This is a genomic window from Actinopolymorpha sp. B9G3 (assembly GCF_040120725.1).
In the GTDB taxonomy this organism is placed as follows: Bacteria; Actinomycetota; Actinomycetes; order Propionibacteriales; family Actinopolymorphaceae; genus Thermasporomyces.
This window is the reverse complement of sequence record NZ_JBEEAB010000006.1, coordinates 345534-371017: the sequence shown is the minus strand read 5'-3', so window position 1 is coordinate 371017 and position 25484 is coordinate 345534. Positions and strand designations below refer to the sequence as shown.

The 25484-nt window shown below is 69.1% G+C and carries 26 protein-coding genes and 1 riboswitch; of the genes, 12 read left to right on the top strand and 14 right to left on the bottom strand.

Annotated features, from left to right (window positions below):
- Window positions 1–69 precede the first annotated feature (69 nt).
- Complete coding sequence (locus ABNF93_RS14145) at window positions 70–756, top strand: response regulator (RefSeq protein WP_349328452.1); 687 nt, start codon at window positions 70–72, stop codon at window positions 754–756.
- Window positions 757–888: 132 nt separating this feature from the next.
- Here ABNF93_RS14145 and ABNF93_RS14140 read toward each other — a convergent pair whose 3' ends face one another.
- A complete protein-coding gene (locus ABNF93_RS14140) occupies window positions 889–2073 on the bottom strand; it encodes an NAD(P)-binding protein (protein WP_349328451.1) in 1185 nt (394 codons plus the stop codon).
- Between the two features lie 225 nt (window positions 2074–2298).
- Entirely contained in the window at window positions 2299–2562 is a 264-nt protein-coding gene (locus ABNF93_RS14135; protein WP_349328450.1) for a zinc finger domain-containing protein, read from the bottom strand.
- A 200-nt stretch (window positions 2563–2762) separates the two neighbouring features.
- Here ABNF93_RS14135 and ABNF93_RS14130 point away from each other — a divergent pair, with 200 nt between their 5' ends.
- Window positions 2763–3026, top strand: coding sequence for a GntR family transcriptional regulator (locus tag ABNF93_RS14130; RefSeq protein ID WP_349328449.1), 264 nt, complete (start codon window positions 2763–2765; stop codon window positions 3024–3026).
- A 91-nt stretch (window positions 3027–3117) separates the two neighbouring features.
- Here the strand turns inward: ABNF93_RS14130 and sigJ are convergent, their stop codons facing one another.
- Window positions 3118–4143 (bottom strand): RNA polymerase sigma factor SigJ, encoded by a 1026-nt coding sequence (sigJ, locus tag ABNF93_RS14125; RefSeq protein ID WP_349328448.1) that lies wholly within the window; start codon window positions 4141–4143, stop codon window positions 3118–3120.
- Between the two features lie 146 nt (window positions 4144–4289).
- Between sigJ and ABNF93_RS14120 the strand changes: the two genes are divergently transcribed.
- Together ABNF93_RS14120 and ABNF93_RS14115 are read left to right on the top strand one after the other, a co-directional pair.
- Complete coding sequence (locus ABNF93_RS14120; RefSeq protein ID WP_349328447.1) at window positions 4290–4778, top strand: glutathione peroxidase; 489 nt, start codon at window positions 4290–4292, stop codon at window positions 4776–4778.
- 460 nt (window positions 4779–5238) lie between these two features.
- On the top strand, window positions 5239–6219 hold the full coding sequence (locus ABNF93_RS14115) for a glycoside hydrolase family 6 protein (RefSeq protein ID WP_349328446.1): 981 nt from the start codon (window positions 5239–5241) through the stop codon (window positions 6217–6219).
- Window positions 6220–6361: 142 nt separating this feature from the next.
- On the opposite strand, the gene ABNF93_RS14110 is transcribed toward ABNF93_RS14115, so the two are convergent.
- From ABNF93_RS14110 to ABNF93_RS14100, 3 genes are read right to left on the bottom strand one after another with little or no spacing between them, the layout of a single operon-like run.
- Window positions 6362–6874, bottom strand: a complete 513-nt coding sequence (locus tag ABNF93_RS14110) for a rhodanese-like domain-containing protein (protein ID WP_349328445.1) — start codon at window positions 6872–6874, stop codon at window positions 6362–6364.
- Window positions 6871–7209, bottom strand: coding sequence for a cysteine dioxygenase (locus ABNF93_RS14105; protein WP_349328484.1), 339 nt, complete (start codon window positions 7207–7209; stop codon window positions 6871–6873). The genes ABNF93_RS14110 and ABNF93_RS14105 overlap by 4 nt, the downstream gene beginning before the upstream one ends.
- Window positions 7210–7228: 19 nt before the next feature.
- Window positions 7229–8698 (bottom strand): aminotransferase class V-fold PLP-dependent enzyme, encoded by a 1470-nt coding sequence (locus tag ABNF93_RS14100; protein WP_349328444.1) that lies wholly within the window; start codon window positions 8696–8698, stop codon window positions 7229–7231.
- A gap of 40 nt (window positions 8699–8738) precedes the next feature.
- A riboswitch (SAM riboswitch) is annotated at window positions 8739–8865 on the bottom strand.
- Between the two features lie 315 nt (window positions 8866–9180).
- Here ABNF93_RS14100 and ABNF93_RS14095 point away from each other — a divergent pair.
- A complete protein-coding gene (locus ABNF93_RS14095; protein WP_349328443.1) occupies window positions 9181–10545 on the top strand; it encodes a TrpB-like pyridoxal phosphate-dependent enzyme in 1365 nt (454 codons plus the stop codon).
- Window positions 10546–10812: 267 nt separating this feature from the next.
- Complete coding sequence (locus tag ABNF93_RS14090) at window positions 10813–11961, top strand: ketopantoate reductase family protein (protein WP_349328442.1); 1149 nt, start codon at window positions 10813–10815, stop codon at window positions 11959–11961.
- A 181-nt stretch (window positions 11962–12142) separates the two neighbouring features.
- Here ABNF93_RS14090 and ABNF93_RS14085 read toward each other — a convergent pair whose 3' ends face one another.
- The 7 genes from ABNF93_RS14085 to ABNF93_RS14055 form a co-directional block, all read right to left on the bottom strand.
- Window positions 12143–13273 (bottom strand): MerR family transcriptional regulator, encoded by a 1131-nt coding sequence (locus ABNF93_RS14085; protein WP_349328441.1) that lies wholly within the window; start codon window positions 13271–13273, stop codon window positions 12143–12145.
- 208 nt (window positions 13274–13481) lie between these two features.
- A complete protein-coding gene (locus ABNF93_RS14080; protein WP_349328440.1) occupies window positions 13482–13982 on the bottom strand; it encodes a GyrI-like domain-containing protein in 501 nt (166 codons plus the stop codon).
- Between the two features lie 94 nt (window positions 13983–14076).
- Window positions 14077–15315 carry a hypothetical protein gene (locus ABNF93_RS14075; protein ID WP_349328439.1) on the bottom strand — a complete coding sequence of 413 codons (1239 nt, stop codon included), beginning with the start codon at window positions 15313–15315 and terminating at the stop codon, window positions 14077–14079.
- A gap of 274 nt (window positions 15316–15589) precedes the next feature.
- The gene (locus tag ABNF93_RS14070) at window positions 15590–16426 is read right to left on the bottom strand and encodes a carbohydrate ABC transporter permease (RefSeq protein WP_349328438.1); all 837 of its coding nucleotides are present in this window, start codon (window positions 16424–16426) and stop codon (window positions 15590–15592) included.
- The gene (locus ABNF93_RS14065) at window positions 16423–17388 is read right to left on the bottom strand and encodes a carbohydrate ABC transporter permease (RefSeq protein WP_349328437.1); all 966 of its coding nucleotides are present in this window, start codon (window positions 17386–17388) and stop codon (window positions 16423–16425) included. Before ABNF93_RS14065 ends, ABNF93_RS14070 begins: the two co-directional genes overlap by 4 nt.
- 1 nt (window position 17389) lies before the next feature.
- Window positions 17390–18667 carry an extracellular solute-binding protein gene (locus ABNF93_RS14060; RefSeq protein WP_349328436.1) on the bottom strand — a complete coding sequence of 426 codons (1278 nt, stop codon included), beginning with the start codon at window positions 18665–18667 and terminating at the stop codon, window positions 17390–17392.
- Window positions 18668–18947: 280 nt separating this feature from the next.
- Window positions 18948–19649 (bottom strand): hypothetical protein, encoded by a 702-nt coding sequence (locus ABNF93_RS14055; RefSeq protein ID WP_349328435.1) that lies wholly within the window; start codon window positions 19647–19649, stop codon window positions 18948–18950.
- A 334-nt stretch (window positions 19650–19983) separates the two neighbouring features.
- On the opposite strand from ABNF93_RS14055, the gene ABNF93_RS14050 reads away from it, so the two are divergent.
- The 5 genes from ABNF93_RS14050 to aat all read left to right on the top strand — a co-directional run bounded on the left by ABNF93_RS14050 (window position 19984) and on the right by aat (window position 23505).
- The gene (locus ABNF93_RS14050; protein ID WP_349328433.1) at window positions 19984–20466 is read left to right on the top strand and encodes a GntR family transcriptional regulator; all 483 of its coding nucleotides are present in this window, start codon (window positions 19984–19986) and stop codon (window positions 20464–20466) included.
- Window positions 20463–21362, top strand: a complete 900-nt coding sequence (locus ABNF93_RS14045) for an ABC transporter ATP-binding protein (protein ID WP_349328432.1) — start codon at window positions 20463–20465, stop codon at window positions 21360–21362. The genes ABNF93_RS14050 and ABNF93_RS14045 overlap by 4 nt, the downstream gene beginning before the upstream one ends.
- Window positions 21359–22048: a hypothetical protein gene (locus ABNF93_RS14040; protein ID WP_349328431.1), complete on the top strand. Its 690-nt coding sequence runs from the start codon at window positions 21359–21361 to the stop codon at window positions 22046–22048. The genes ABNF93_RS14045 and ABNF93_RS14040 overlap by 4 nt, the downstream gene beginning before the upstream one ends.
- 172 nt (window positions 22049–22220) lie before the next feature.
- Window positions 22221–22637: a DoxX family protein gene (locus ABNF93_RS14035; protein ID WP_349328430.1), complete on the top strand. Its 417-nt coding sequence runs from the start codon at window positions 22221–22223 to the stop codon at window positions 22635–22637.
- A 142-nt stretch (window positions 22638–22779) separates the two neighbouring features.
- Window positions 22780–23505 carry a leucyl/phenylalanyl-tRNA--protein transferase gene (gene aat / locus ABNF93_RS14030; protein ID WP_349328428.1) on the top strand — a complete coding sequence of 242 codons (726 nt, stop codon included), beginning with the start codon at window positions 22780–22782 and terminating at the stop codon, window positions 23503–23505.
- Between the two features lie 181 nt (window positions 23506–23686).
- Here the strand turns inward: aat and ABNF93_RS14025 are convergent, their stop codons facing one another.
- Complete coding sequence (locus ABNF93_RS14025) at window positions 23687–23965, bottom strand: hypothetical protein (RefSeq protein WP_349328427.1); 279 nt, start codon at window positions 23963–23965, stop codon at window positions 23687–23689.
- A 474-nt stretch (window positions 23966–24439) separates the two neighbouring features.
- Between ABNF93_RS14025 and ABNF93_RS14020 the strand changes: the two genes are divergently transcribed.
- Window positions 24440–25324, top strand: a complete 885-nt coding sequence (locus tag ABNF93_RS14020; RefSeq protein ID WP_349328426.1) for an Fpg/Nei family DNA glycosylase — start codon at window positions 24440–24442, stop codon at window positions 25322–25324.
- The last annotated feature ends 160 nt before the right edge of the window (window positions 25325–25484 follow it).

Here is a 25484-nt window from a genome sequence, read left to right as displayed (position 1 = left end):
GTGAGTAGCGAGGGCGAGGCTGGTCGCCGGAGTGCGCGCGGAGCTGGCCGCGAGGATAGGCGTGATGAGGTGAACCCCGAGGGTGCCAACCACGCCAATCCGATCGGGCTCCTGATCGTCGACGACCATCCGGTGGTCCGTGACGGATTGCGCGGAATGTTCAGCGGTGACACCCGCTTCGAGGTCGTCGGCGAGGCGGCCGACGGAGCGGAGGCGGTCCGCCAGGCACTGGCGCTGCGCCCGGACGTCGTCCTCATGGATCTCCGCATGCCCGGCGTCGACGGAGTCTCGGCGATCGGCCAGCTCGCCGAACGCGGGAGTGCGGCGCGGGTGCTCGTGTTGACGACGTACGACACCGACTCCGACGTCGTCGCCGCGATCGAGGCCGGCGCGACGGGCTACCTGCTCAAGGATGCGCCCCGCGAGGAGCTCTTCCGCGCCGTCGTCGCCGCCGCACGGGGCGAGGCCGTGCTCGCGCCGACCGTGGCGTCGCGGCTGATGGGACAGGTACGCGAGGTACGTCAGGTACGCCAGCCGGCGCCGGAACCGCTGAGCCAGCGGGAGCTGGAGGTGCTTGGCCTGATCGCCAAGGGGTCGACCAACCGGGAGGCGGCGGCGAAGCTGTTCATCAGCGAGGCAACCGTGAAGACGCACGTACTCCACATCTACGCCAAGCTCGGCGTCAACGATCGTGCCGCCGCGGTGGCGACCGCGTTCGACCGTGGGTTGTTCACCCCCGGCGGCGGCACGCCGTGAACCGTCCGCCGGGCTGAGCCGGGAGTGATCACGTTTACGTGATCACTCCCAATGAAGCGCGGCACATTCACCGCGTGTCGTCGGGAGTTGCCATGCATCGTCTCGGGTCGCAGGACGTGCCCTGTCCGCAAGCTACTGGCGGACTGCCGGGTGGTGCGCGGCGAGGACCGCGGGTCCTGGCGCACCGGCTGCGAGGTGAGCGGCTTGGCGGGCGCTCGCCAGGGTGACCTCGGAGAGCAGGCCGGGCGCCGCCACCTGGTCGCCGACCAGATAGACACCGTGGCCGCGGTCGATCGCCGGCCGGTCGCGCCAGCTGGTGCCGGGCAGGTCGAGTGCTCCGGTACGCCCGGCCGCCACGGCTTCGCGCCGCCACGTCGTACGCTCCCGCCATCCCGGTAGCGCGAGGTCCACGAGACCCTCCAGCCGCGCGAGCCCCGAGGCCTTGGATTCACTGACCCGCAACGGCATCTGCGCCTGCACGAGTGAGTGGTCGCGCGGCGCCAGTGTGGGGTCCGGTCCGGTGAAGCGTTCGAAGAATCCTGCCTCGTCGAGGTCGAAGACGACCAACGCGTCACCCTTGTGCCGTCGTACGCCGAGATCGAGCATCGCCGTCCGTCCGCTCTCCCACCGCAGCGTGTCGTCGCCCAGCAGGTGGCGGGCCGCGTCGAGCGAGGTCGCCACGATCACCGGGGTGGATGTCGGCAGGACGTCGACCCGGGCTCCGGTCTCGATGCGTACGCCGAGTTCGCGCGCCCGCGCGGCGAGCCGGTCGACGGCGGCCCGCCAACCACCGACGACGTAGCGCGGGGAGGGATAGCCGGGCCGCGTGACCCGCAGGAACCGCTCCCAGACGAACGCCGCCGACAGCCGGCCAGGGTCACGGTCGAACGTCGCGACGCCCATCATGTTCGCCGTCATCCGCGCGCTCCCGGCGCCGAACCGGGAGGTCGCCCAGCTGCGAAAGTCCTGGTCGAACGGCGCCTCGAGGCGCCGGCGGCTCGCGGGTCGCAGGACGCCGGCCGGGGGCATGGCGCGGCGGCGGCCCTGGTGGCGGAAGCGCAGCCAGCGGCCCTCACGGAGCGGGATCCGCGCCGCGGGCGTGACGATGCGACGCTCGACGAGCCACGGCCAGTGCGGGCCGTCGCTGTAGAAGACGTGCGGACCATCGTTCGCGATGTACGCGCCCTCGGTCGAGCGCGCCCGCCCGCCCAGCGTCTGGTGTGACTCGAAAAGCTCGACTCTCGCGCCGGCTTCGGCAGCTGCGATCGCGGCGACGAGGCCGCCCAGCCCGCCGCCGATCACGGTCACCTGCTTCATGCGGGAACTCCTACCCGTGTACGCAGTCCGCGGGCGGCCGCCGTGGTTCGGGGCCATCGGCCGCGGTCCGTCCACCCACTCGGACGACGGGAAGGAACCGGACGTGACATGGTCCGTTCGGTCGGCTGCGCGGTGAGTTTCAGGCCGTCCTGCCCGTGATCATGATCGTGATCATGAAGACTTTTCGGTGGATAGCTGACTTTTCCTTCACGATCACGATCATGGTCACCGGACGACGGGGGTGCACCCGGCCTGGAATCGCCGCCGCGCGGAATGCCGGGTGTCCAGACCGACGAGCACCCGGCCGTTCCGCGTGCGGCACCAGGTTCCCGGCTCGGCCCCGCAGGTGGGGCAGGGGCGGCACAGCAACCGGGCCAGGATGCCCAGATCGCCCTGCGTGTAGCCGAAGTCCGCGGCCACCGACCCTTCGAACACCCAGTCCACCACGCCGGAGTCGATCGGGTCGGCCATCTCCGCATCCGCGCTCACCGGCCGAACCCCGCCGCCCACACCAGGCCGATAAGGACGAACGCCGCGAACGTCGCCACCTTCCACCGCACAGTCGCCTCCTTCGCTTGACCCCCCGAGCGACGGAAACTGTAACCCTAGCCCGATCTAGACGTCTACATCCAAGTGCAGCTGATGATGACCCGGCGCGGCTATGATTGCCCGCCCTAGCCTGCCCAGCCATGGACTACGGACCTGACGAGCAGGTGCGACACAACGCCCCGGAGCCGCCCTACCGGCAGCTCGCAGGCATCCTTGCCGCCCGGATCGCACGCGGCGACTGGGAGCCCGGCTGGCCGATTCCGTCCGAGTCTCAGCTGATGGGCGAGTACGGACTGGCGCGCGCGACGGTGCGAAGGGCAGTGCGCCTAGTCGTCGAGGAAGGGCTTGCTTTCACCGTCACGGGACGCGGCACCTATGTGAGCGAGGACGAGTCCAAGCATTGACGGGCGTGATCACCAGCTACTGACTGCACGTCCGTACGGCCGACGTGGTTCTGCGATCCTTCGCGGCGCAAGCACACACGGGTCCGGCCGGTCAGCCGAGCGGGATGGGCGTTCCGACTCGTTCGATGTCCCGCAGGCCGCGGAGTTTGTCCGGATTGGCGATCAGCCGCACGGTCGTCACCCTGCCGTCCGCCACCTCGAGCGCGAGAACCGAGTGCGGTACGCCGCGCGAGGTGACGACGAGCGCGACCTGGCCGTTGACCGTGGCGAGGAAGGCCCGCGGCTCCGGTGGTGCGTTGGTGGCCATGCCGAGCAGGAAGCGACCCACCTTGTCGGCGGTGGAGATGACGCGGAGCGGCCCTTTGGCCACGCCGCCGCCATCGCCGTGCAGCGTGACGTCCGGCGCGAGGACCCGCATGAGGGAAGCGAGATCGCCGGACATACTGGCCGCGAGGAACTGCTCCGTCACCCTCCGCTGGGTCGCGTGGTCGGTGTCGAACCTCGGCCGGCGTTCGCGTACGTGGTCGCGCGCGCGGCGGGCGAGCTGGCGAACGGCCTCCTCGGTCCGGTCCAGCACCTCCCCGATCTCGGCGTAGGACAGGGCGAACGCCTCCCGTAGCACGAACACCGCGCGTTCCAGCGGAGACAGGGTTTCGAGGACCACCAGCAGGGCGAACGACACCGTCTCGGCGCGCGCCACCTCGTCCGCGACGTCCGGACTGGTGAGGCCTCCGCCCGTGAGACTGCTGCCGGCGACGCTGGAGCCCGCGACGCTCGTGGCGTGAGGGCCGGAGCCGGGAAGGCCGGTGCGAGTGTGGCCAGTACCGGTGAGGATGGGCTCCGGCAACCAGGGGCCGACGTAGGTCTCACGCCTGCGCTGGGCGCTGCGCAGCCGGTCGATGGCGAGTCTGGTGGTGACCTTCACGAGGTAAGCACGGACGTCCACGACGCGCGCGTGGTCGACGTCCCGCCAGCGCAGCCAGGCGTCCTGGACGACATCCTCGGCGTCCACCGCACGGCCGAGTACGCGGTAGGCGACGCCGAAGAGCAGCTCGCGATGCGGGTTGAACGCCGCAACGCCGTCGGGCCCGGCGTCCTGATCGTCACCGCTGTGCACACTGCAGTCCTACCAGTGCGCGGGAACGGCGGTGGCGCGGGTCCGCTCAGGGCTGCCGCGCGGATGGCATGGGTATTGTCGACGGCGCGTCCCACGCTCAAGGGTGCCGAGAGTTGTCTCGCCGCCCGAACTCCGGAAGGACCACCGTGAGCATTCACGACATCCCACTGCGTACCCTCGCCGGCGACTCCGGTTCACTTGGCGACCTCGCCGGCTCGGCTCTGCTGGTCGTCAACGTCGCCTCCAAATGTGGCCTCACGCCGCAGTACTCCGGCCTGGAACGTCTTCACCAGCGCTTTGCCGACCGTGGCTTCTCGGTCGTCGGTTTCCCGTGCAACCAGTTCGGTGGGCAGGAGCCGGGTACGCACGAGGAGATCCAGGAGTTCTGCTCCACGACGTACGGCGTGACGTTCCCGATGTTCGAGAAGCTCGACGTCAACGGTGCCGACCGGCACCCGGTCTATGTCGAGCTCACCTCCACGGCCGACGCCGACGGCGAGGCGGGAGACGTGCAGTGGAACTTCGAGAAGTTCCTCGTCGACCCGCAGGGCGCTGTCGTCGGCCGGTTCCGGCCGCGCACGGATCCTGAGGACGTGGCCCTCGTCGCCGCAGTGGAGGCGCAGCTCCCCCGCTGAGGACCGTTCGTCCGCCCGTCGGAGGACTGGGTCGGTTTGCCGACGACGTTCGGCGGATGTGGCGTTCCGGCACAGGCTGTCCGCACTGGCCCGTACCTGCGCGGTTTGCCAAGCATGAAACGCGTTCGCCGCACTCGTCACGGCGGGACAGGCCGGGCATCTGGCACCGATCCGCGGAGTCGCGGACGCCTTCCCCACCCCCGGGTTACGTTGGCATTGCCCACGTCCACAGCAGTGTGCGGCCGGCACCGGTACCCAGGGGGAGACAGCGATGGACCTTCCGGGCACACGACCGACGCGTCCACGCCGCCGAACCGCGGTGGCGGTTCTGGTGGCACTCCTTCTCTTCTTCAGTGCCGTGAGCGTCGTGAGCCTCAATCCTCAGTCCAGGCTGTGGTCTGGGCAGTGGTCGGGCCTCACCTGGCCAGCGGGCCGATCGATGCCTGGCGATCCCGTATCGATGACGACCGGCCTCTACGTCGACCCGCGGTCGCAACCTGCCAAGTGGGTGCAGACCAACCCCGGTGACCCGCGGCAGGAGGCGATCAAGACCGGGATCGCCGAGATGCCGATCAGCCGGTGGTTCCTGGGCAACGACAACGATCGCACGGAAGCCAGCATGTACGTACGCGGAGCCGAGGCGGCCGACAAACTGCCGGTGCTGGTGGCGTACAACATCCCGGGCCGTGACTGCGGCCAGTTCAGTGCTGGTGGCGCGGACGGCTCGGTGGCGTACCGGAAGTGGGTCGACGGCCTCGCCAGTGCGGTCGGCCAGCGACCGGCGGTGGTGATCCTCGAGCCGGATGCCCTTGCACAGTTGGACTGCCGCCCCGACACGCAGCGGAACGAGGCGCTCGCGCTGATCTCGTACGCCGTGGACCAGTTCGCCAACCGCGCACCCAACACGTGGGTCTACATCGACGCGGGGCACTCCAACTGGGTCGACTCCGCGACCATGGCCGAGCGCCTCCGCCGGGCCCATGTCGGCAACGCGCGCGGCTTCTCGCTCAACGTCTCCAACTACCAGCCGACCGAGGCCAACGTGGCGTACGGCCAGGAGGTCGTCGAACGGATGGAACCGGACGGTATCCATCCCACGTTCGTCATCGACACCAGCCGCAACGGTCGCCCACCGGCGGGATCGGAGTGGTGCAACCCGGCTGGTCAGCAGGTCGGGGACCGCCCGCGACCCGGTGGTGCGTACGGGCTCGACCTGCAGCTGTGGGTGAAGCCGCCCGGTGAGTACGACGGTGCCTGCGGTGTCGCACCCGAGGGCAACGCGGGTGACTTCCAGCCGTCCGCCGCGTTGGGGCTGCTCACCGGGTCCGACGGCGGACAGTGGCTGCTGGGGTTGCGGAAGAGTACGGGCGTGGTGAGCCGTGACCAGGATCCGTGGCAACGGGACCTGGGACTCAGCCGTGCCGATCCCACCGGCGACTGAGAGTGCCCGTCAACCCAGGCGGCACTGGATGGAGGGGCGTCCTGCTCCCAAAGGTTCGGCTCAAGGTGCCCCTCATCCCAGGCGGCTCTGCGTGAGGGGCGCCCTGGTCCCATAGCTTCGCCTCAGCGGTGGTCGGGCGGGGCTACTCCGTCCGATGCGGCAGACCTGCCGCTCGCCAGTCCACGAATCCGCCGTCGACGTCGGTCGCCCGGTGCAGCCCCAACTCCTGCAGGGTCGCGGCCGCCAGACTGGAGGCATAACCCTGCGAGCACAGGACGATGACCGCCACGTCGTAGCCGGTCGCTTCGGGGGCGCGAGCGACGGATGCCGGGTCGAGCCGCCATTCGAGGACGTTGCGTTCGATGACGAGCACATTCGGGACGGCGCCTTCGACGTGGCCCTCACGTCGCCGTTGCTCGCTCGGGCGGATGTCGACGAGCAGCGCGCCGGCCTTCACCTGTTCGTACGCCTCAGCCGGACTCACGCGGTCGAGGTGGCTGCGGGCGCGGGCGAGCAGGTCGTCGATGCCCTGTGGGGGCTGAGGGGATTGCGGGGTCTGAGGGGACTGCGGGGTCTGAGGGGTCTGAGGGGACTGAGGGGACTGAGGGGACTGCGGGGTCTGCTGGCCATGGAGGGTCTGCGTCGTGCTGGTCACCAGTCCACTCCCGCGCGATCCGACGAGACGACGCGAAGTCGTTGGCCTTCGAGGACGTACTGCGTCATGGCGGTGAGCTCCGGTGCGTAGGCGTGCAGACTGATGGCGGGGACGGTACCCAGGTTGGCGACGTCGTGGATGTGCTCATACCCGAAGCCACGAACCGAACCCGCCGCGAACGCACGACGGGCGGTACGAACGGGGCCGCCGACCTGGCTCGCCGGCTGGACGGTTGCCTCGGACAGCGTGCCCTCGATCACGATGAACGCGCCCAGAGCCTCACCATGGTCGTGGAGTCCGGTGTTCTGTCCTGGCAGCCAGCTGATCAGCCAGATCTCGTGACCCGGGTCCCGGTCATGGGATCACCGCCGCTTCCGGCTGGGCCCACGACGGACGGGGCCGCGGGTCCGGTGTCGGGGCCCACGCACCGCTGCTGTCGGAGTACGACCAGCAGGTTCCCGACGAGACCAGCGCGCTCACGGCATCGGCGAGTCGGTCGACGTCGGCCACCGTGCTCCCGACGCCGAAGCTCGCCCGAAGCGCACCCTCCGGCGCACCCAGCCGGGACACCAGCGGGTGAGCGCAGAACCGTCCATGCCGGATGCCGATGCCGTGCTCGGCCGAGACGTACGCCGCGACGAGACCCGGGTGGAACTCGCCCACCGAGAACGCCACCACACCGATCGAGCTCGGGCTGTCCCGCCAGATCCGATGCAGGCGTACGCCGGGAATGCTGGCCAGCCGCTCGGTCAGGCGTTCCCGAAGGGTCTCCTCGTGGGTTTCGAGCGCACCGTCGGGGAGGCCGGCCAGGGCGTCGCACGCAAAGCCGAGCGCCACCGCGCCGAGCACGTTGGGCGTACCACCCTCGTGCCGGGCGGGCGCGGGCGCCCAATCGGTGTGGGTGAGGCCGACCTCGCGCGCCGCGCCGCCACCGGGAAGGTAGGCCGGGGCAGCGTCGAGCCAGTCGCGACGTCCGACGAGGACACCCGCTCCGAACGGTGCGTAGAGCTTGTGACCCGACAGCGCGAGGTAGTCCACACCGCTGGCCGCCAGGTCGATCCGGCGGTGCGGGGCGAGTTGGGCCGCGTCCACGACGACCCGCGCCCCGGCAGCGTGCGCGATGTCCACGATGTCGGCGATCGGCAGCAGCTCGCCGGTGACGTTGGACGCGCCGGTGACCGCGACCAGTGCGGCCGGGCGGGCGGCGAGTTCGGCGCGCAGGCTGACGAGCGTGGCGCGCTGCGTGGTGCCGGCGAGGACGCAGCGGGTCTTTCCACTCGCGCGATGCCGCCACGGGAGCAGGTTGGCGTGATGTTCGATGTCGAGGTGGACGACCGCTTCGCCCGTGGGTACGCAGTGTGCGAGCAGGGTGAGCGCATCGGTCGTGTTGCGGGTGAAGACCACCACGTCGTCCGGGCGGGCACCCACGAACGCGGCGACCTTGGCCCGCGCGGTCTCGTAGAGCGTCGTACTCACCTGCGAGGCGTATCCCGCCCCTCGGTGCACGCTCGCGTAGAACGGGAGAACGCCGTTCAGGTGGGCCGCGACGGCGGACAGGCAGGGCGCGCTTGCTGCATAGTCGAGTTGGGCGTACGGCACCTGCTGGCCGCTGACGACCGGCACCTGCAGGTCGGCACCGACCACCGGGAGGAGCGGCTGGAGGCCGGCTTCTGAGCCACGTGGAACGGTGTTCGGCGAGGGTGGAGCGGTGTTCGGCGGCGGCGAGGTGGCGGTGAACGACAGTGGGGTGGGGCTCAGCGGCAGTGTGGTGGCGCTGGGGGCGAACGGCGCACAGGGCGCAGGCGCGGTGTCGACTGGTGTCATGGCGTACCTCACAAGGTCTCGGGGACCCTGTGGGCTGCGGGTCCCGCGCTTGTGGTGCCGGGCGGCACCACCTGGTCCTCACCCGGGGCACCCCACCGCGGTTGGAGGGTTGCCGGCCAGCAAGCCGGGGCTCTCAGGGCTTGGCGCCCTTGCTGGCACTCATGACCGCGACACACGTTAACCGGTGGCAGTAGCAACTCGCCTCGATGTATCAAATAATGGACGCGCGTACCAATATGTGGGCAGCCTGCAGCTCGACCTCCGGCAGCCCATAGTCGTACGTCCTCTTTGCCGAAGGTCGTGACCAGCCGTCGGAGGCCCACATCCGCAGCCTGGCAGGCGATCGACCGATCGGGGTCGTCGAACTGACCGCCGCGGGCTCGCTCGGGCGGGTCCGCATCCTGACCGTCCGGTGAACCGACCGGGCGTACCCACGGCTTCGGGGTTCCGCCCATCGACGCGGCCCGGCTACCGTGACCGGCATGCCTGCACCGACGAAGATTGTTCTCGACGAGTCCGAGCTGCCACGAGCCTGGTACAACGTGCTCGCTGACCTGCCGAGCCCACCGCCGCCGGTCCTGCACCCGGGCACCCACCAGCCGGTTGGCCCGGACGACCTCGCCCCGCTCTTCCCGATGGACCTCATCCTGCAGGAGGTGACGACCGAGCGGTACGTCGAGATTCCCGAGGAGGTCCTCGACGTCTACCGGCTGTGGCGGCCGTCGCCGCTCTACCGCGCCCATCGCCTGGAGAAGGCGCTCGGCACGCCGGCCAAGATCTTCTACAAGTACGAAGGCGGCTCACCCGCCGGGTCCCACAAGCCCAACACCGCCGTGCCACAGGCGTACTACAACGCCAAGGCGGGCGTACGCAGGTTGACGACCGAGACAGGCGCAGGCCAGTGGGGCACGGCGCTGGCGTTCGCCTGCTCGCAGTACGACCTGGCCTGCGAGGTCTGGCAGGTGCGCGCGTCGTACGACCAGAAGCCGTACCGCAAGATCATGATCGAGACGTTCGGCGGCACCATCCACCCGTCGCCGTCGGACCTGACCGCGGCCGGGCGCGCCGTGCTGGAGAAGGATCCCGACTCGCCCGGGTCGCTCGGCATCGCGATCTCGGAGGCGGTCGAGGTCGCGGCGACGAACGCCGACACCAACTACTCCCTCGGCAGCGTCCTCAACCACGTGCTGCTGCACCAGACGATCATCGGCGAGGAGGCGGTCGCGCAGTTCGGCAAGGTGGGGTTGACACCGGACGTCCTCATCGGCTGCACCGGCGGCGGCTCGAACTTCGGCGGGCTCGCGTTCCCCTTCCTCCGCGAGAAGCTGGCGGGTCGGCTCGACGTCACGATCCGCGCCGTGGAGCCGGCGAGCTGCCCGTCGCTGACGAAGGGGGTCTATGCGTACGACTTCGGTGACACGGCAGGCATGACGCCCTTGATGAAGATGCACACGCTGGGCCACGACTTCATCCCCGACCCGATCCACGCCGGTGGGCTGCGCTACCACGGCATGTCGCCGCTGCTCTCCCATATCTACGAGCTGGGTTTGATCGAGGCGGTGGCGAAGACGCAGCGGGAGTGCTTCGAGGCGGGTGTGCAGTTCGCGCGTACGGAAGGGATCGTGCCGGCGCCGGAGCCCACCCACGCCCTCGCCGCGTGCATCGACGAAGCCCTGCGCTGCAAGGAGTCTGGCGAGGAGAAGGTCATTCTCACCGCACTGTGCGGGCACGGTCACCTGGATCTCGCGGCCTACGGTACGTATCTCGCCGGTGAGCTTGTCGACCACGAACTCGCCTCGGACCAGGTGGCAGCCGCCGTCGCGGGCCTGCCCACCGTCCCCGCATAGCGCGCCGGTCTTCCCGCATGGCGAGCAGGTCGTCCAGGACAGGGCGCCGGTCGTCCCGCATGCCGCAGGCGTTCCGGGGGAGGCAGGCGTTTCGGGGCAGCCCGCGAATGACCACGCTGAGCAGGCGTACGGACGCCCAGCCAGGCATCGACACCGGTCCAGGTCACACCTGCATGCTCAACGTGGTCATTTGCCAGCGGCCCCGCCCAGTCGATAGACCTTCGTACGACGGGAGTTCGGGCGGGACGAATCCTTGGGAGACAGGACATGGGTGAGGCGGGTCGGCGATTCGTCATCTACGGTGCCGGGGCGATCGGCGGCGTGTTGGGAGCTCGACTGCACAGAGCGGGCCACGAGGTCGTACTGATCGCGCGTGGAGCGCACCTCGACGCGATCCGGGACGACGGGCTGCGGGTGGAGTCGCCGTACGACACGGAGACGCTGCCGCTGCCCGCGGTGGGGGACCCGAGCGAGATCGAGTGGCGGCGCGGCGACATCGTGCTGCTGACGATGAAGAGTACGGACACGGCGGACGCGGTCCGGGCCCTCGCTGGAGCGGCCGACGCGCAGACGCCGGTCTTCTGCGTGCAGAACGGCGTCGCGAACGAGCCTATGGTCCTGCGGCAGTTCGCCAACGTCTACGGCGTCCACGTGATGTTCCCCGCGACGTACCTCACGCCGGGGGTCGTCCAGGCACCGTCCACGCCGGTCACCGGGATCCTCGACCTCGGCAGGTACCCGAGCGGTGTCGACGACACCGCCCGTGAGGTCGCGGAGGCGTTCCGGTCCGCGACGTTCGCCTCCGAACCGCGTCCCGACATCATGCGGCGGAAGTACACCAAGCTGCTCGGCAACCTCGGCAACGCCGTCGACGCCGTGTGCACGCGAGGCGACGGCCGCGACGAGGTGATCGACCGACTGCGCGCGGAGGGTCTCGCGGCGCTGGACGCGGCCGGCATCGAGTACCAGTCGTTCGAGGAGGACCGGGCCCGCCGCGGCGACCTGCTGCAGGTCAAACCGGTCAACGGCCAGGACCGCACCGGCAGCTCCTCGTGGCAGAGCCTCGCGAGGGGCACCCGCACGATCGAGGCCGACTATCTCAACGGCGAGATCGTCCTTCTCGGACGGCTCCACGGCGTACCCACCCCCGCCAACGAACTCGCCCGCCAGCTCGCCAACCAGGCCGCCCGCGCGGGCAGTCCGCCAGGGCTGATGTCACCCGAGGTGTTCCTCGCCCGCCTCGACGCGGCGCCCGACGCCAGCGGCCAGGGACCGGCGCCCACCGGCCGCGACGCAGGACATTCCGACCGGGACGGGTCAGACGGTACGAACGACGCGGTTGGCACAGGCACGAACGACGCGGTTGGCGAGGGTACGAACGATGCCGTTGCCGAAGGCGTACTCCCCACGCGGTAGGAACGGCTGTGGTGGACCGGCATCGCCGGCGCACCCGTCGGCGTCCCGCTGGTCATCGCCTGGTCCAGATCGCACGGGGGACCTTCAGCGCCGCCCAAAACCAGCCCGAACAGCGTCCGATCGACGTCCTGGCGATCCTCCTGCTGCTCGCTGGAGCGGCGGCCCTTCGAGCGGGGTGCGGTCAGATCGGGTACGCGACGTCGCACACGTGGTCGGTCGGCGCGGCCGCGGCGACGTCGACGCCGGGAAGGTAGACCTCGCGCGGCGACCCGGCGCAGGTCCGCTTCCGCGCGGTCATCCAGCGTTCAACGGCGTCGTAGGCGGACAGGATCTGCGGCATGTCGAACTGCGCCTTGGTCACCCGGACGTACGCCTCGCGGTGGGCCGGCTCCTCCCGCGCGGTAGGACCATCAGCGGGTAACGCTCCGTCACGTCCGAGGGTCCCCCGCACGGGTACGCAGACCTCGACCGGTCCGTCGCTGTCGTCGTTGACCGCGCCGTGGAAGATGACGAAGAGCGGCCCGGTCATCCCGCCGTTGTCCTGGGCGACCGCCGACAGCCGGACCTTCGTCGCGGTAAGCCAGGACTCGAGCTCCTCCAGGCGCAGGTGCCGGCACTCGGTGAGCACCAGCTGATCGGGGACCTCCCGCTCGCGCACGTCGTACCCGTCGAACCGGGCGTCCCCGCCGAGCAGGCTGGTGCGGAGAAGTGCGGCCAGTTCCCGTTGACCGGCGAGCCGGCGTTCGATGGCCTCCCAGTACGCGGTGAGGACGTCGGCCCCCGTTGCGCCGGGCGCCGCGAGGATGTCCCGCACCGTCGACAGCGGCATGTCGAGCTGCCGCAACAGCACGATCAGCCGGGCCGCGAACAGCTGGCTCTCCCGGTACCGCCGGTATCCGTTGCCCGGATCGACATCGGCAGGGGTGAGCAGGCCGAGCCGGTCGTAGAGCCGGAGTGCCTTCAGCGACAGCCGCGACCGCCGGGCGAACACGCCGATGCTCAGCAACTGGTCCGTCGCCTCCGCGGCGTCTCCGGCCTGGATGTCGGTGGTGCTTGGGGGCGTGGGGTCGGTGGTGCTTGGGGGCGTGGGGTCGGCGATGTCTGCGGGCGCCGCGTCGACGGTACGTCCGCCCAGGGTGTCAGCGGTGGACGCGGCGGGGGCCTCAACGGTGGACGTGGGCCGGGTGCCTGTGGCGGGGGTCGCAGCGGTCCCTCTGCCCGGACCGTCGGCAGCCGACGTCCCCGAGGCGTCGGCGTTGCGTCGGGCAGGGGCGGGGGTGGTGCCTTCGGTGAGGCCCTCGGTTGGGGTCACGCCGGCAGCGTACGACGTGGGTGGTGACCCGACAGATGAAGCCCGAGAGCGGCCGTCTGGCCCGTGATCATGAAGAGAAAGTCGGCCATAGCCCTTCGAAACGTTCATGATCACGATCATGATCACTGGAGGAGCGGACGCGAGTCGAGGTCCGCGGGGGACGAGGAGAGGGCCCGGGAGGACCGGTGCCGGACCTCCCGGGCGATGATCAGTCGGAGAGCTTGAAGACGAGGTCGGTCTCCCACTTGTTCATGTCGGGCTCCTCGTCCGGATCGGTTTGGTACAACTCCAGGCGGGCGGCCCACCGCTCACCATCCGGTGTATCCGATACGTCCCAGGTGAGACTCTCACCGTCGGCCCACTTGAGCAGAGCGGCGGTGGCGTCGATCAGCTCGTCGGGATGGCCCACGTGGTGGAGCGTGGCGTAGCGGCCCGCGGGCAGGACGCCCCCCTGTACGCGGTCGTCACCGGTGACCTCGCTGGCCACGGGTACGCCGACCTCGACCTCGAGCTCGCCCTCCATGTCGATGATGTTGTACTTCCAGAACGGCGAGCCGGCCGGGGCGATGTCGTGCGCTCCGAGCCAGCCGAACACCTCGCCGATCAGCGGCGGAAGGTTGCTGCCGAGTTGGTTCATCGGGACGGACGACGTGATCGCGACGTAGGGCTGCGCCGCCCGGTCGATGATCGTGGGTTGGCTGATGTTCATGGGTGGAGCACCTCCGAGCGTGCGGTACCTGTTCAGCGTGGCGGCCGCGCCCCGGCGGCCGTGGTCCACGGTCGGGTCTACCCCAAGGGCAGGGTCAAGCCCGGCTCCACGGCTCCTCGGCCCGGTCGGCCGCATCCGAGGAGTCAAGCCGATCACGCCGCGCAGACGGAGTGGACGCCGACGGCTCGGACTCGGACGGCTCGGACCCGGACAGCTCGGACTCGGACTCGGACGGCTCGGACCCGGATAGATCGGACTGGAATAGATCGGACGCGGATGGATCGAACTCGGACGGCTCGACAAGCGGGTCGTACGGCGTGGCGGACACCCGATGTCGGACCGGAACCCATCCAGGTGCTCTCGTTCGGGCCGACGTGCGTCGCTCCGTCTGCTCCGCCCCAGGGCCCTCAGCCGGCGCATCCCGGTGCGGTCGTACGCCGGCGACAACAAGCCGGGCGACGTCCGTCACTGCGGCGAGGACTGCGTGGGATACCTGGTCGAGCCGGCTGAGCCCGTACGCCCGGATGGCCGGGTCGTACGGGACCGGCACGACCGCCGCCACCCCGCGCTGGTCGGCCCCGCCGAGGCCCGCGATCCCCGTACGCACGTGGCGCGGCACGTCCGGCCCGGCAACATCGACGACAGCGAGGACGATCCGTGCAGGGGACAGTCCGTCGCGGTCGAGCAGAGCCAGCAGGCGTCGCGTGGCCCGGAGGCCGTCACCGCTGGACGGCAGCACCACCACCGGCACGGCGTCGGTCCTCCGCCACCACAGGTCGAGCACCGACGCGTGCCCGGCGTTCCGGGCCTGGACATGGGCTGCCGGCACTGGCGCGCGGAGGTCGAGCACGCCAGCGAACCAACTGCCGGACTCCAGCACGTCGACGTACCACCTCGGGTCCTCAGGAACCACGACGGGCGGAGCGGTGAGCGGACGGCAGTCGGTGAGTACGTCGTAGCCGGGACCGCCGGGTCCTCCCGGGCCGACATCGAGAGGGTCCTCCCGACCCCGGCCCGGACCCCTGCCTTGCCCACCGAGCGGCACCGGCCGACCGACGACCGACGCCAGCCCGGCGACGGGTCCGTGGCTGAGGACGGCCGGAAGCCCGGGATGCGGCCACTCGCCGGCATCGATGCCGAGCCAGCCCGGCCAGGGTGAGGACGACGGCGGTGCCGAATCGACGACGAGGGTGCGTGTGGTGGGCGCGAGCACTTGGGCGAGCAGTCCGGACACGGTCGACCGTCCGGCGCCCCCGATCGGCGCGAACACCGGAACCAACGCCCGCACGGCATGCGGCAGGAGCAGGGCCGGAGCCGCACGCTTCTTCCGCATGCTCGCAGAGTAACCGCAAGGTGAGGGCACCCGAGGAGACGCGCAAATGACCACGCTGAGCACGGTGCCTCGTCAGGCGAGCTGCAAATGACCACGCTGAGCAGGCAGCCTCGTCAGGTGAGCCGCAAATGACCACGCTGAGCAGGCAACTGCCCGGACGCCAGGCGTCGATGCCTGGCTCAGGTCCGAAGCGCGTGCTCAGCGTGGTCATTTACCGCCGCCGGCCGGCTGGCTGGCTGGCTGGCTGGACCCAACCACCCGGCCAGGCCGCGGCCTACTGCTTGAGCGCTCCCGCCGCGAGGTCGGACAGGAACTGCCGGGCGCCGAGGAAGAACACGATGATCAACGGGATCACCGCGAGCAGCGCGCCGGCCATCACCATGCTGTAGTCGGTCTGGTAGAGCCCGAACAGCTGCGACAGCGCCACCTGCAGCGTGATGCGTTCGGGGTCGATCAGCACGATCAACGGCCAGAAGTAGTCGTTCCAGGCGTTGATGAACGTGAAGATCCCGAGGAAGGCCATCGCCGGCCGCAGCAGGGGCACCGCCACATGCCAGTACTGACGGAGGAAACTGCACCCGTCGATCCGTGCCGCGTCGAGCAGATCGGACGGAATGGCGCCCTGCGCATACTGCCGCAACAAGAAGATGCCGAACGCGTTCACCGCCCCTGGCACGATCAACGCCTGCAGTGTCCCGACCCAGCCGAGGTTCGCCATGATGACGAACGACGGCACCGTCGACAGCTGCGACGGGATCATGAACGTCGCCAGCAGGAAGACGAACAGCACGTTCTTGGCCGGAAACTCGAACTTCGCGAAGGCGAACGCCGCGAGCGAGTCGAAGAACAACACCAGGATCGTCGTCGCCACCGCGACGATGAGGGTGTTGAGCGTTGACCCCCAGATGTCGATGCTGTCGAGCAGGTTGCGGATGTTCTCCAGCAGGTTTCCGCCGGGCAGGAGCTTCGGCGGATAGCTGAAGATCTCCGTCGTCGTCCGGCTCGCCATCACGAACATCCAGTAGAACGGGAAGATCGAGATGGCGACGCCCAGGATCAGCAGCACATGCGTGACGACGGACTTGAACCATTGCGAGGTCTGCGCGTTCATGCGCGTGCCCCTCTCCGCAGGCTGCGGGTGCCGGCACCCTGGACGAGCCGCCAGTTGATGAGCGAGAAGATGATCATGATGACGAACAACGCCCACCCGATCGCTGCGCCGTAGCCGAACTGGTTGAGGATGAACGCCTGCTGGTACAGGTAGAGCACCATCGTCTGGCCCTCGTTACCGACGCCACCCTCGTTGCCGACCAGCACCTGCGGTTCGGTGAAGAGCTGCATACCGCCGATGGTCGAGGTGATGACGGTGAAGAGGATGATCGGCCGCAGCAGCGGGATGGTGATCCGGAAGAACACCTGGAACCAGCTGGCGCCGTCGACCCGTGCGGCTTCGTACAACTCGGTCGGAATCGCCTGCAGGCCGGCGAGATAGATGATCGCGTTGTAACCGGTCCAGCGCCAGATCACCATCGCGGCGATGGCGAACTTGATGCCCCACGGGGTGTTCAGCCACTCGACGGTGCCGAGACCGACACTCTGCAGGAACGCGTTGATGAGGCCGAACTCGTTGGAGAAGATCGACCCGAAGATGATGGCGATGGCGACGATCGACGTGACGTTCGGAATGAAGTACGCGATGCGGTAGCCGCTACGCCCGCGGATCTGCTGGTTCAGCATGAAGGCGATGACCAACGCCAACGCCAGCATCGGAATCGTCGAGATGATCCAGATCTGGAACGTGTTGACGATCGACTTCCAGAAGATCGGGTCCGACAGCATGAACTCGTACTGCGCGAGCCCGACGAAGCGCATGTCACCGATGCCGTCCCAGTTCTGGAACGACAGGTAGAACGAGAAGATGATCGGGAAGAGTCCGAAGATCGCGAAGAGGATGTAGAACGGCGAGATCGCGAGATACAGCGAGAGGTATTCGCTGCGCTTGCGGCCGGCTGCCGCACGGAGGGCGGATCCTGGCGCCGACTCCGGCGGTGCGGCAAGAGGTGTCGTCGTCATGTCAGATCAACCCCAGGTGCGAAAGTTGCCGGTCGACCTCGTTGAGTGCGTCCCGCCACGCCCGGTCGGGGTCCTTGCCCGCGCTCCAGACAAGCGCGAGCTCGTCGGTGAACGCCGGGTTGATGACGTTGTCGTACGGGCTGAGGTAGACCGGTTTGACTTCCTTGGCCGCGGTGGCGAAGACGTCATTGATGATCTGCCCGCCGTAGAACTCGTCCTTCTGCTGGGCCCGCTCGTCCTCGAGCGCGGACGCCGCGGCCGGATACAGCTGCATCTCGTTGAGGCCGTAGACCAGTTGGTTCTCCGGTGACTGGAGCCAGGAGATGACCTCCCACGCGGCCTCGGGATCGCGGCACGAACTCGTGATGCCCAGGAAGGACCCGCCGTGGTTGCCAGCCCCGCCGGGCGCGCGGCAGACCCGCCACTTGCCTGACGTGTCGCCGGCCGAGTCCTTGAGGACCTGGGCCATCCACACGGCGCCGACGAACGTCGCGATCCGGCCGGTGGTCATGCCGGCGTTCCAGTCCGGCGTCCAGTCGTCGGCGTTGGCCGCGAGCTTCCGTTGGTAGGCGTCGACGGCGAGGTCCCAGGGGCCCTTGATCTGGGGGCCGTCTCCGATGAAGTTGTTCTTCTCGTCGAGGTAGCGGGTTGCCTGCTGGGCCACGGCCTGGAAGTAGACCCGGTCGACGATGTTCGGAACCATCTTGGTCTTCGGCAGAGCCTCGGTCAGTGTCGTACCGGCCTCGAGGTAGGCCTCCCACGTGTCGAGCTCCGCCGCCACGTCGTCAGGCTCGGTGGGCAGGCCCGCCTGTTCGAAGATGTCGGGTCGGTAGAAGAGGGCCGTCGGGCCGGTGTCCATCGGGAAGCCGATCAGCCTGCCGTCCGGCGTCACACCGCGCTGCCACTTCCAGTCGAGGTACTGCGACTCGACGTCCTTGGCGCCGAGTTCGTACAGGTCGATGAACTGGTCGGCGTCCGGGAAGTACGTCGCAACGTCCTCGTTGAGCCCGGTGATGTCGGGGATGTACGCCTGGCCGGCGAGGCTGGTGAGCAGCTTCGCCTTGAAGTCGCCGCCGATCTTCTGCTGGGTGAGCGGGACCCCGGTCTCGTCGGGCGCCATGTCGAGCAGCTTGTCGCTGATCGACCGGTCCCAGTACCACAGACTCAGCGTGCCCTCAGGCGTCAGATAGTTGCCTCGACCGCAACCGGAGGTGCCGAGCAGGGCGGTGCCGACGAGTCCAGAGGCCGCCGCAAGGAACGCGCGCCGGCTGTGCGTCATGGGTTCACCTCGTTTCAGTCGCGCTTCGAGTGGTTGAAGAAGCAGTGGGAGCCGGCACGGGGGCACGAACGGGCCTCAGCGCACACGGCTGTCCCGCCTCGCAGACCGGATTGCGGTCATCGAAGCGTTTCCGCAGCGTAGAGCGTGCGTCAGAGACGCGGAAGAATGCTTGCCACTTCCGGACTCGTCCATGGAGCCGGAAGGTCGCGGTCGTGGCTCAGGACGTCGACGGTGTCACGCACCGTGCGCCATTCGGGGCGCCGGCTGGCTGGAATGGCTGTCAGTGGGATGCGGTAGGGCGTTCTCCGGAACGCCGCGGAGGCAGTTCGCGCTGTGCATAACGGCCGACACGGTACGTCGCAACCCCGTCGACGACCGCGCCCACGCCCCCGCCGACGAGCGGGACCCGACGGGTCACGCTGAGCCCGAGGCGTTTGCCGCCGATCTGCGCTGTGAGAGCCGTACCCAGTTCCGCGGCCACCCGGGCATCAAGCCCGGGATCGGGGACCGGCGCCGTGGCGATACCCAATGGAGTCGTCGGCAGGGTGCCCTTGCGGAGAAGCTCCTCCGCCGCTTCCTCGCCGAGCATGCAGGCGATGACGGCGGTGCGTACACGGGAATCGGACAGGTCATAGCCCCGCACGTGGGCGATCGCGGCGACCATGCGGGCCTGCAGGATGGCGAGGCCGGTGATGTTGGCGGGAAGCGTGAGCGCCATGACGACGAAGCCGCCGAGGCTCGTCACGAAGCCCTGCGCGCCGGCGAGGCGTACGTGCTGTTCGACGATCGCGTTGGCCGCGCGCGTGGCGTCGCCGTCAGCCTTGGTCAGCTGGCGGTCGCCGACCGCGACCGCGCCGGGGAATCCGCTTCGTCCGTCGATCGCGGCGTCCAGGATCGTACGAAAGAAGCCGGTGGCCGCACGCGGGGTCATCTGCCGGGCGACGGGCGCGAGGCTCCGGGCCACCATCTTGCTGACGCTCATGGTGTGCCTGCGTTCATGGTCCACCTGTCCCATCCCGTGGCCGCTGCGGTCGTGCCGGCCGGGCCGGTGGCGCAGAGCCGCGAACCCGCATCTGATGCGGGGATCTGTCGCGAACTCTACGTCCTCCCGCCCCGATCCGGGCCCCCTCGCTCCCGTGATCATGAGTGTGATCATGAAGCTTCTTCGGCGAATACGGCCCCATTTCCTTCAGGATCATGGCGGCCCTGGAGCGCACTGGCCGGCTCCTGGACTGAGAGATTGCCAGGCCGATGGTTCGTAGGTACATTACTCAAGTAATGAACCCCTGAACCTCTGATTGTGAGAGGCGGAGACGGTGCCGGAGGTGAATGTGCTCGACGAGGGAAGCCCGCTGTTCGTGCAGATCGCCGAGCAGATCGCCGACGACATCGCCGAGGGAAACCTGGCTGAGGGGGAACGTGTGCCATCGACCAACGAGCTTGCGGCCTACTACCGGATCAACCCCGCCACCGCGGCCAAGGGCATCAACGTCCTGATCGACGACGGACTGCTGGAGAAGCGCCGCGGCATCGGAATGTTCGTCGCCCCCGGCGCCCGTGAGCGGCTCGTCACCGAGCGCCGGAAGAGGTTCGCCGAGCTGTACATCGACCGGATGCTCATCGAAGCCAGGCGCCTCGGCATCGACGACGACACCCTGGTCTCGATGGTCCGGGACGCGAGCAACAGCCGCGGCGCCAGCACGGGCACCGGCGCCAGCACGACCACGGGCGCCAGCAGTAGCCACAGCGCCAGCCGCAGCGACAGCGCCAGCCACACCACCGGAGGCGGCACAGCATGACACCGACGATCTCCGCGATTGGCCTGACCCGCAGGTACCGCGACCAGACCGCGCTCGACGACGTCACCGTCGATGTCGAAGCAGGCGCGATCACCGGACTACTCGGTCGCAACGGCGCCGGCAAGAGCACGTTCATGCGCCTCGTCACCGGCCAGGAGTTCGCCACCGGTGGATCCGTGCGCGTCTTCGGCGAGGATCCGATGGAGAACGACCGGGTGCTGCGCCGGATGGTCTTCGTCCGCGAGGACCAGGTGTTCCCCGACCTCAAGGTGCGCCAGGCCGTCCAGGCAGCTTCGTGGTTCTACCCGAACTGGGACGCTGAGTTCGCCGAGACGCTGCTGCGCGACTTCGACCTGCCTCCCAACCGGGGGGTCTGCAAGCTCTCCCGCGGCATGCGTTCGGCTCTGTCCATCGTGATCGGGCTCGCCGCGCGCGCGGAGCTGACCCTTCTCGACGAGCCGTACGCCGGACTCGACGCGGTGGCACGCCAGCTGTTCTACGACCGTCTACTCGCCGATTACGCGCAACATCCCCGGACGATCCTGCTGTCCACCCACCTGATCGACGAGGTGGCGGACCTCCTGGAGCACGTCGTCATGATCGACAAGGGCCGGATCGTGCTGGCCGCCGCAACCGACGACGTACGCGGCAGCGCGGTCACGGTCAGTGGCCCAGGCACCGCCGTCGAGCACTTCGTCGCCGGCAGGCGCGTCCTGCACCGCAGGGGCATCGGGTCGCGGGTCTCGGTCACGGTCGCCGATCCACTCGACGCGGCCGACCGGGCGCGGGCGAGCACCCTGCACCTGAAGCTGGAACCGCTCTCACTGCAACAGCTGATGGTGCACACGACAGGCGACGAGTCGGCTGAGGAGCCAAGAAAGAGGGCAACGGCATGAGCACGCTGACCAAGGTCGCCCGCTACCACCTGATGGACCGGCTGCAGTACGTCATCCTGCCTTGTGGTGTGACCGCATTCGCGTTCCTGGTGAACCTCGTCATCTTCACGATGGTCCCGACGCCTGCAGGCGGTGCGTTCACCGGCGGACTGTCGACCCTGCTGGCCCTGCTGTTCTTTCCCGGTGCGCGGAGTGTCACGCGGCTGCTGCCGTTCGGCTTCGCGTTGGGGCTGAGCCGCCGCTCCTACTATCTGGGCACCCTTGCGTTCTTCGGCGCGCTCGCCGCCGTCTACGCGCTGGGTGTCACGGTCCTGCAGGGGGTCGAAGGCGCCACCGGAGGCTGGGGTGTGTCCATGCACTTCTTCCGGATCCCGTGGATTCTCGACGGACCGTGGTACCTGACCTGGCTGACGTCGTACGTCGTGCTGACGCTGGTGTTCGTCTACGGCATGTGGTTCGGGCTGATCTACCGGCGCTGGAACCAGGCCGGCGTGGTGATCTTCACCGCTGCGCAGGTTGCCGTGCTGGTTGTCGCCGCGCTTGCCATCACGTGGCTTGATGGCTGGTCCGGAGTCGGCGGCTTCTTCGCGACCTCGAGTGCCCTCGGTCTGACGGGAGTGCTGGTCCTCGCCACGGCTGCACTTGCGTTCGGCGGGTTCACCACCATGCGGCGGGTCACGGTCTGAGGCCAGCGCGCCGCGCATCCAGCACCATCGCATCCCAGCACCATGCGGCGGGTCACGGTCTGACGCCGCCGCCGCGCACGTCCACCACCAACAGGAAGCATCACCACCACCCCAAGCCGCCACTGGTGGCTGCCCTGGAGCGGAATCCGGGCCGAGGAGAGGAACGTAGGACATGGCAACCACCACCCGCCCCGCCACCGAACGCACCATCGGCGGCCGCGCCAAGAGCATCACGCTCTGGGTTCTCCAGGTCGTCACAGCACTCTGGTTCCTGATGGCCGCCCTCGGGAAGTTCACCGGTGACGAGCTGGTCGTGGCGACGTTCGACGCCATCGGCTTCGGCGACTGGTTCCGCTACCTGATCGGCGTCCTCGAGGTTGCGGGCGCGGTGGCGATGTTCATCCCGCGGCTCGTCGGCCTTGCCGCGCTGGGATTCGTCGGGCTGATGGCGGGCGCGGTTCTCATCCAGCTGCTCGTCGTGGGTAGCGGTGCCTTCCGGCCGGTCCCTCTGCTCGTCGTCTCCGCGCTGATCGCCTGGGGACGGTGGAGCAGTGCGCGTCAGCTGTGGGCGCTGGTCACCTCCCGGTGATCATGATCCTGACATGAGGGTTTTCGGGGCGTATAGACCGATTTTCTTCATGATCACCGCCCGGCGCACCGAGCGCCGACGGGTGGGACAGCTGACGTCGGGCCGCCATCCTCCGGGCGGGAGGTGGCGGCAGGATGGTCCCGTGCCGACCGAGCTACCGCCCACCCGCTGGGAGTTTCCGTCGCCTGAGGTCGCGGGCACCGGGGACCTCATCGGTCAGGGCGCCGACCTCGAGCCTGCGACCATCCTCGCTGCATACCGCCAGGGCATCTTCCCGATGCCGGTCCGGCGGTCTGGTGCGATGACCTGGTGGTCGCCGGCGCAGCGGGGGATCCTTCCGCTGGACGGTCTTGCGGTGTCGCGGTCGCTGCGGCGTTCGTGCCGGCGGTACGTGATCCGGATCAACACAGTCTTCGACGAGGTGGTCGCGGCGTGCGCGGATCCGGGCCGGCCCGGCGGGTGGATCTCGCCGGAGATCATCCGGGCGTACGAACGACTGCACCAGCTCGGCTGGGCTCATTCCGTGGAGGCGTGGACGCCGGAGGGGCAGCTGGCGGGCGGACTGTACGGGCTCGCGATCGGCGGCTTCTTCGGCGGGGAGTCGATGTTCCACCGGCAGACGGACGCGTCGAAGGTCGCCCTCGTGGGCCTGGTGGAGCTCCTGGCCGCGGGCGGGGATGCAGAACGGCGGCTGCTCGACCTGCAGTGGCGTACGCCCCACCTCGCGTCCTTGGGGGCCGTCGAGGTACCCAGGGCGACCTACCTCGAGTTGCTCGACCAGTCGCTCAAGCTTCCCCCGCCGCCGGCGTTCGGCGGGCCAAGAGACCGTGATCATGACCGTGATCATGAGGGTCTTCGGGGCGTGTAGGGGCCTTGGCCGTGATCAAGTACGGGAAACCGGTCGTCTTACCCCGGCCAGATCCCCGGTTTCCCACGCATGATCACGAGACGTCGGCCCCGACGACTGCAAGCAGGCCATTTCGCCGCGTACGTCGGGTCGGTCTTCGTCAGCACCGAGGAGCCGGGCGGGGCGGCCGGTCGCGTCCGTCCTACGCGTTGTCCGCCGACCCGGCCTGCTCCGGCACCTGAGGGCGCGCCGCCGAGGAGGGAAACAGGTCCGAGGCCCTGGCGAGAGCCTCGATCAGGATCGGCACCTCGCGACCCTCGAGCCGGAACGAGACCACGCATATCGCCTCGCGCCAGATCGACAGTACGACGGTGCCGTCATGGCTGGACTGCTCGTACCAGCTGACCCGCAGCGAGCGTTCGTCACCCCTGGCATCGAGGAAGACCTCGCCGTTGACCGGCGGTGCGGTGACGTCGGACATGCTTCGATCCTCCCTCGCGGGCAAGGGAGTTGCGGCGGCGTACGACCGGCTATGCGCGGCCTGTCCGGATATCGCCGGACCTCTGCGTGGGTCGGGTCAGGACTTCTGAGCGAGCGCCCCATCCCCCAGGGACGGGGTCGCTTCGAGCGCCGGAGTAGGACTGCGCCGCGCCTGGACAGGTACGGGCCGCGTATTTGCTGACCTGGAGCCCCTCCGGGCCGGCCGCGGCGGAGGAAGGAGTGGTCGGTCAGCGCCCAGGTCGCCCAGGCGCGTCGCATCTCGACCCGCGAATACCGCGAATACCTCCCGCAATACCTACCGCGAATACCGACAAAACGGGATCACCGCATCTGTTCCGCCGCCCGGGTCGGCAACCGCTCTATCCACGAGGTGTCGGAGACCCGCGCCCGCGCGGCATGCGTACGAACGGACTCGTTCATCCAGACCACTTGTGCGACAGGGGAAGATGGGCACATGCCTGAGCTGCCAGAGGTGGAGGCGCTCGCCGAATTCCTCCGCGAGGAGGCGGTCGGCCGAGCCGTGACGCGCGTGGACGTCGTGGCGATCAGCGCGCTCAAGACGTTCCAGCCGCCGATCGACGCGCTTGTCGGGCGGACGATCGCGAGCGTGGGTCGGCACGGGAAGTTCCTCGACCTGACGATGCGCCAGGACGGCGCCGAGGACCTGCACTTCGTCACGCACCTGGCTCGCGCGGGCTGGCTGCGGTGGAGCACATCGTTGTCGGAGATGCCCGTCCGGCCGCGTGGGCGTAACAACCCGCTCGCACTGCGGGTGCATCTGGGCGACGGCGTGGGCTTCACCCTCACCGAGGCCGGCACGCAGAAGCGCCTCGCCTGCTACGTCGTCGCGAGGTCCGCCGACGTGCCCGGCGTCGCCAAGCTCGGACCCGATCCGCTCGGCGACGACTTCACCCCTGAGCGGCTCGGCGAGATCCTGGCCGCCGCGGGTCGATCGCAGCTCAAGGGCGTCCTCACCGAACAGGGCCGGATCGCGGGGATCGGCAACGCCTACTCCGACGAGATCCTGCACGCGGCGCGGTTCTCGCCGTTCAAGCCGGCGAGTGGGTTGACCGACGCCGAACGCAGGACGCTGTACGACGCGATCCAGTCGGTGCTCACCGACGCCGCCGAACGCTCCCGTGGCCTCGCCGCGAAGGAGCTCAAGTCGGAGAAGAAGACCAACCTCGCCGTGCACGGGCGCACCGGCGAGGCGTGCCCCGTGTGCGGCGACACCGTACGCGAGGTGTCGTTCGCGGACTCGAGCCTGCAGTACTGCCCCACGTGCCAGACCGGCGGCAAGCCACTCGCCGACCGTCGCCTCTCCCGCCTGCTCAAGTAGCGCCGCAACCCCCCGGCACCCGCGTGCCAATGACCACGTTGAGCATGCCTGGAAGCCCGACGAGGCACCGACGCATGGCCGGGGTTCCACGGGCATGCTTAGCGTGGTCGTTTACGGCAAGCCCCCACATGTGTCAGGAGAGCCTCATTCCCAGGCGCGG

Bases quoted from the DNA above. Each gene is read 5' to 3' on its own strand.
- ABNF93_RS14100 (WP_349328444.1), bottom strand. From the start codon at position 8,698: ATGACACCAGTCGACACCGCGCCTGCGCCCTGTGCGCCGTTCGCCCCC.
- ABNF93_RS14095 (WP_349328443.1), top strand. From the start codon at position 9,181: ATGCCTGCACCGACGAAGATTGTTCTCGACGAGTCCGAGCTGCCACGA.
- ABNF93_RS14080 (WP_349328440.1), bottom strand. From the start codon at position 13,982: ATGAACATCAGCCAACCCACGATCATCGACCGGGCGGCGCAGCCCTAC.
- ABNF93_RS14075 (WP_349328439.1), bottom strand. From the start codon at position 15,315: ATGCGGAAGAAGCGTGCGGCTCCGGCCCTGCTCCTGCCGCATGCCGTG.
- ABNF93_RS14055 (WP_349328435.1), bottom strand. From the start codon at position 19,649: ATGAGCGTCAGCAAGATGGTGGCCCGGAGCCTCGCGCCCGTCGCCCGG.
- ABNF93_RS14130 (WP_349328449.1), top strand. From the start codon at position 2,763: ATGGACTACGGACCTGACGAGCAGGTGCGACACAACGCCCCGGAGCCG.
- ABNF93_RS14115 (WP_349328446.1), top strand. From the start codon at position 5,239: ATGACGACCGGCCTCTACGTCGACCCGCGGTCGCAACCTGCCAAGTGG.
- ABNF93_RS14140 (WP_349328451.1), bottom strand. From the start codon at position 2,073: ATGAAGCAGGTGACCGTGATCGGCGGCGGGCTGGGCGGCCTCGTCGCC.
- ABNF93_RS14060 (WP_349328436.1), bottom strand. From the start codon at position 18,667: ATGACGCACAGCCGGCGCGCGTTCCTTGCGGCGGCCTCTGGACTCGTC.
- ABNF93_RS14025 (WP_349328427.1), bottom strand. From the start codon at position 23,965: ATGTCCGACGTCACCGCACCGCCGGTCAACGGCGAGGTCTTCCTCGAT.
- ABNF93_RS14070 (WP_349328438.1), bottom strand. From the start codon at position 16,426: ATGAACGCGCAGACCTCGCAATGGTTCAAGTCCGTCGTCACGCATGTG.
- ABNF93_RS14065 (WP_349328437.1), bottom strand. From the start codon at position 17,388: ATGACGACGACACCTCTTGCCGCACCGCCGGAGTCGGCGCCAGGATCC.
- ABNF93_RS14090 (WP_349328442.1), top strand. From the start codon at position 10,813: ATGGGTGAGGCGGGTCGGCGATTCGTCATCTACGGTGCCGGGGCGATC.
- ABNF93_RS14020 (WP_349328426.1), top strand. From the start codon at position 24,440: ATGCCTGAGCTGCCAGAGGTGGAGGCGCTCGCCGAATTCCTCCGCGAG.
- ABNF93_RS14035 (WP_349328430.1), top strand. From the start codon at position 22,221: ATGGCAACCACCACCCGCCCCGCCACCGAACGCACCATCGGCGGCCGC.
- ABNF93_RS14040 (WP_349328431.1), top strand. From the start codon at position 21,359: ATGAGCACGCTGACCAAGGTCGCCCGCTACCACCTGATGGACCGGCTG.
- ABNF93_RS14045 (WP_349328432.1), top strand. From the start codon at position 20,463: ATGACACCGACGATCTCCGCGATTGGCCTGACCCGCAGGTACCGCGAC.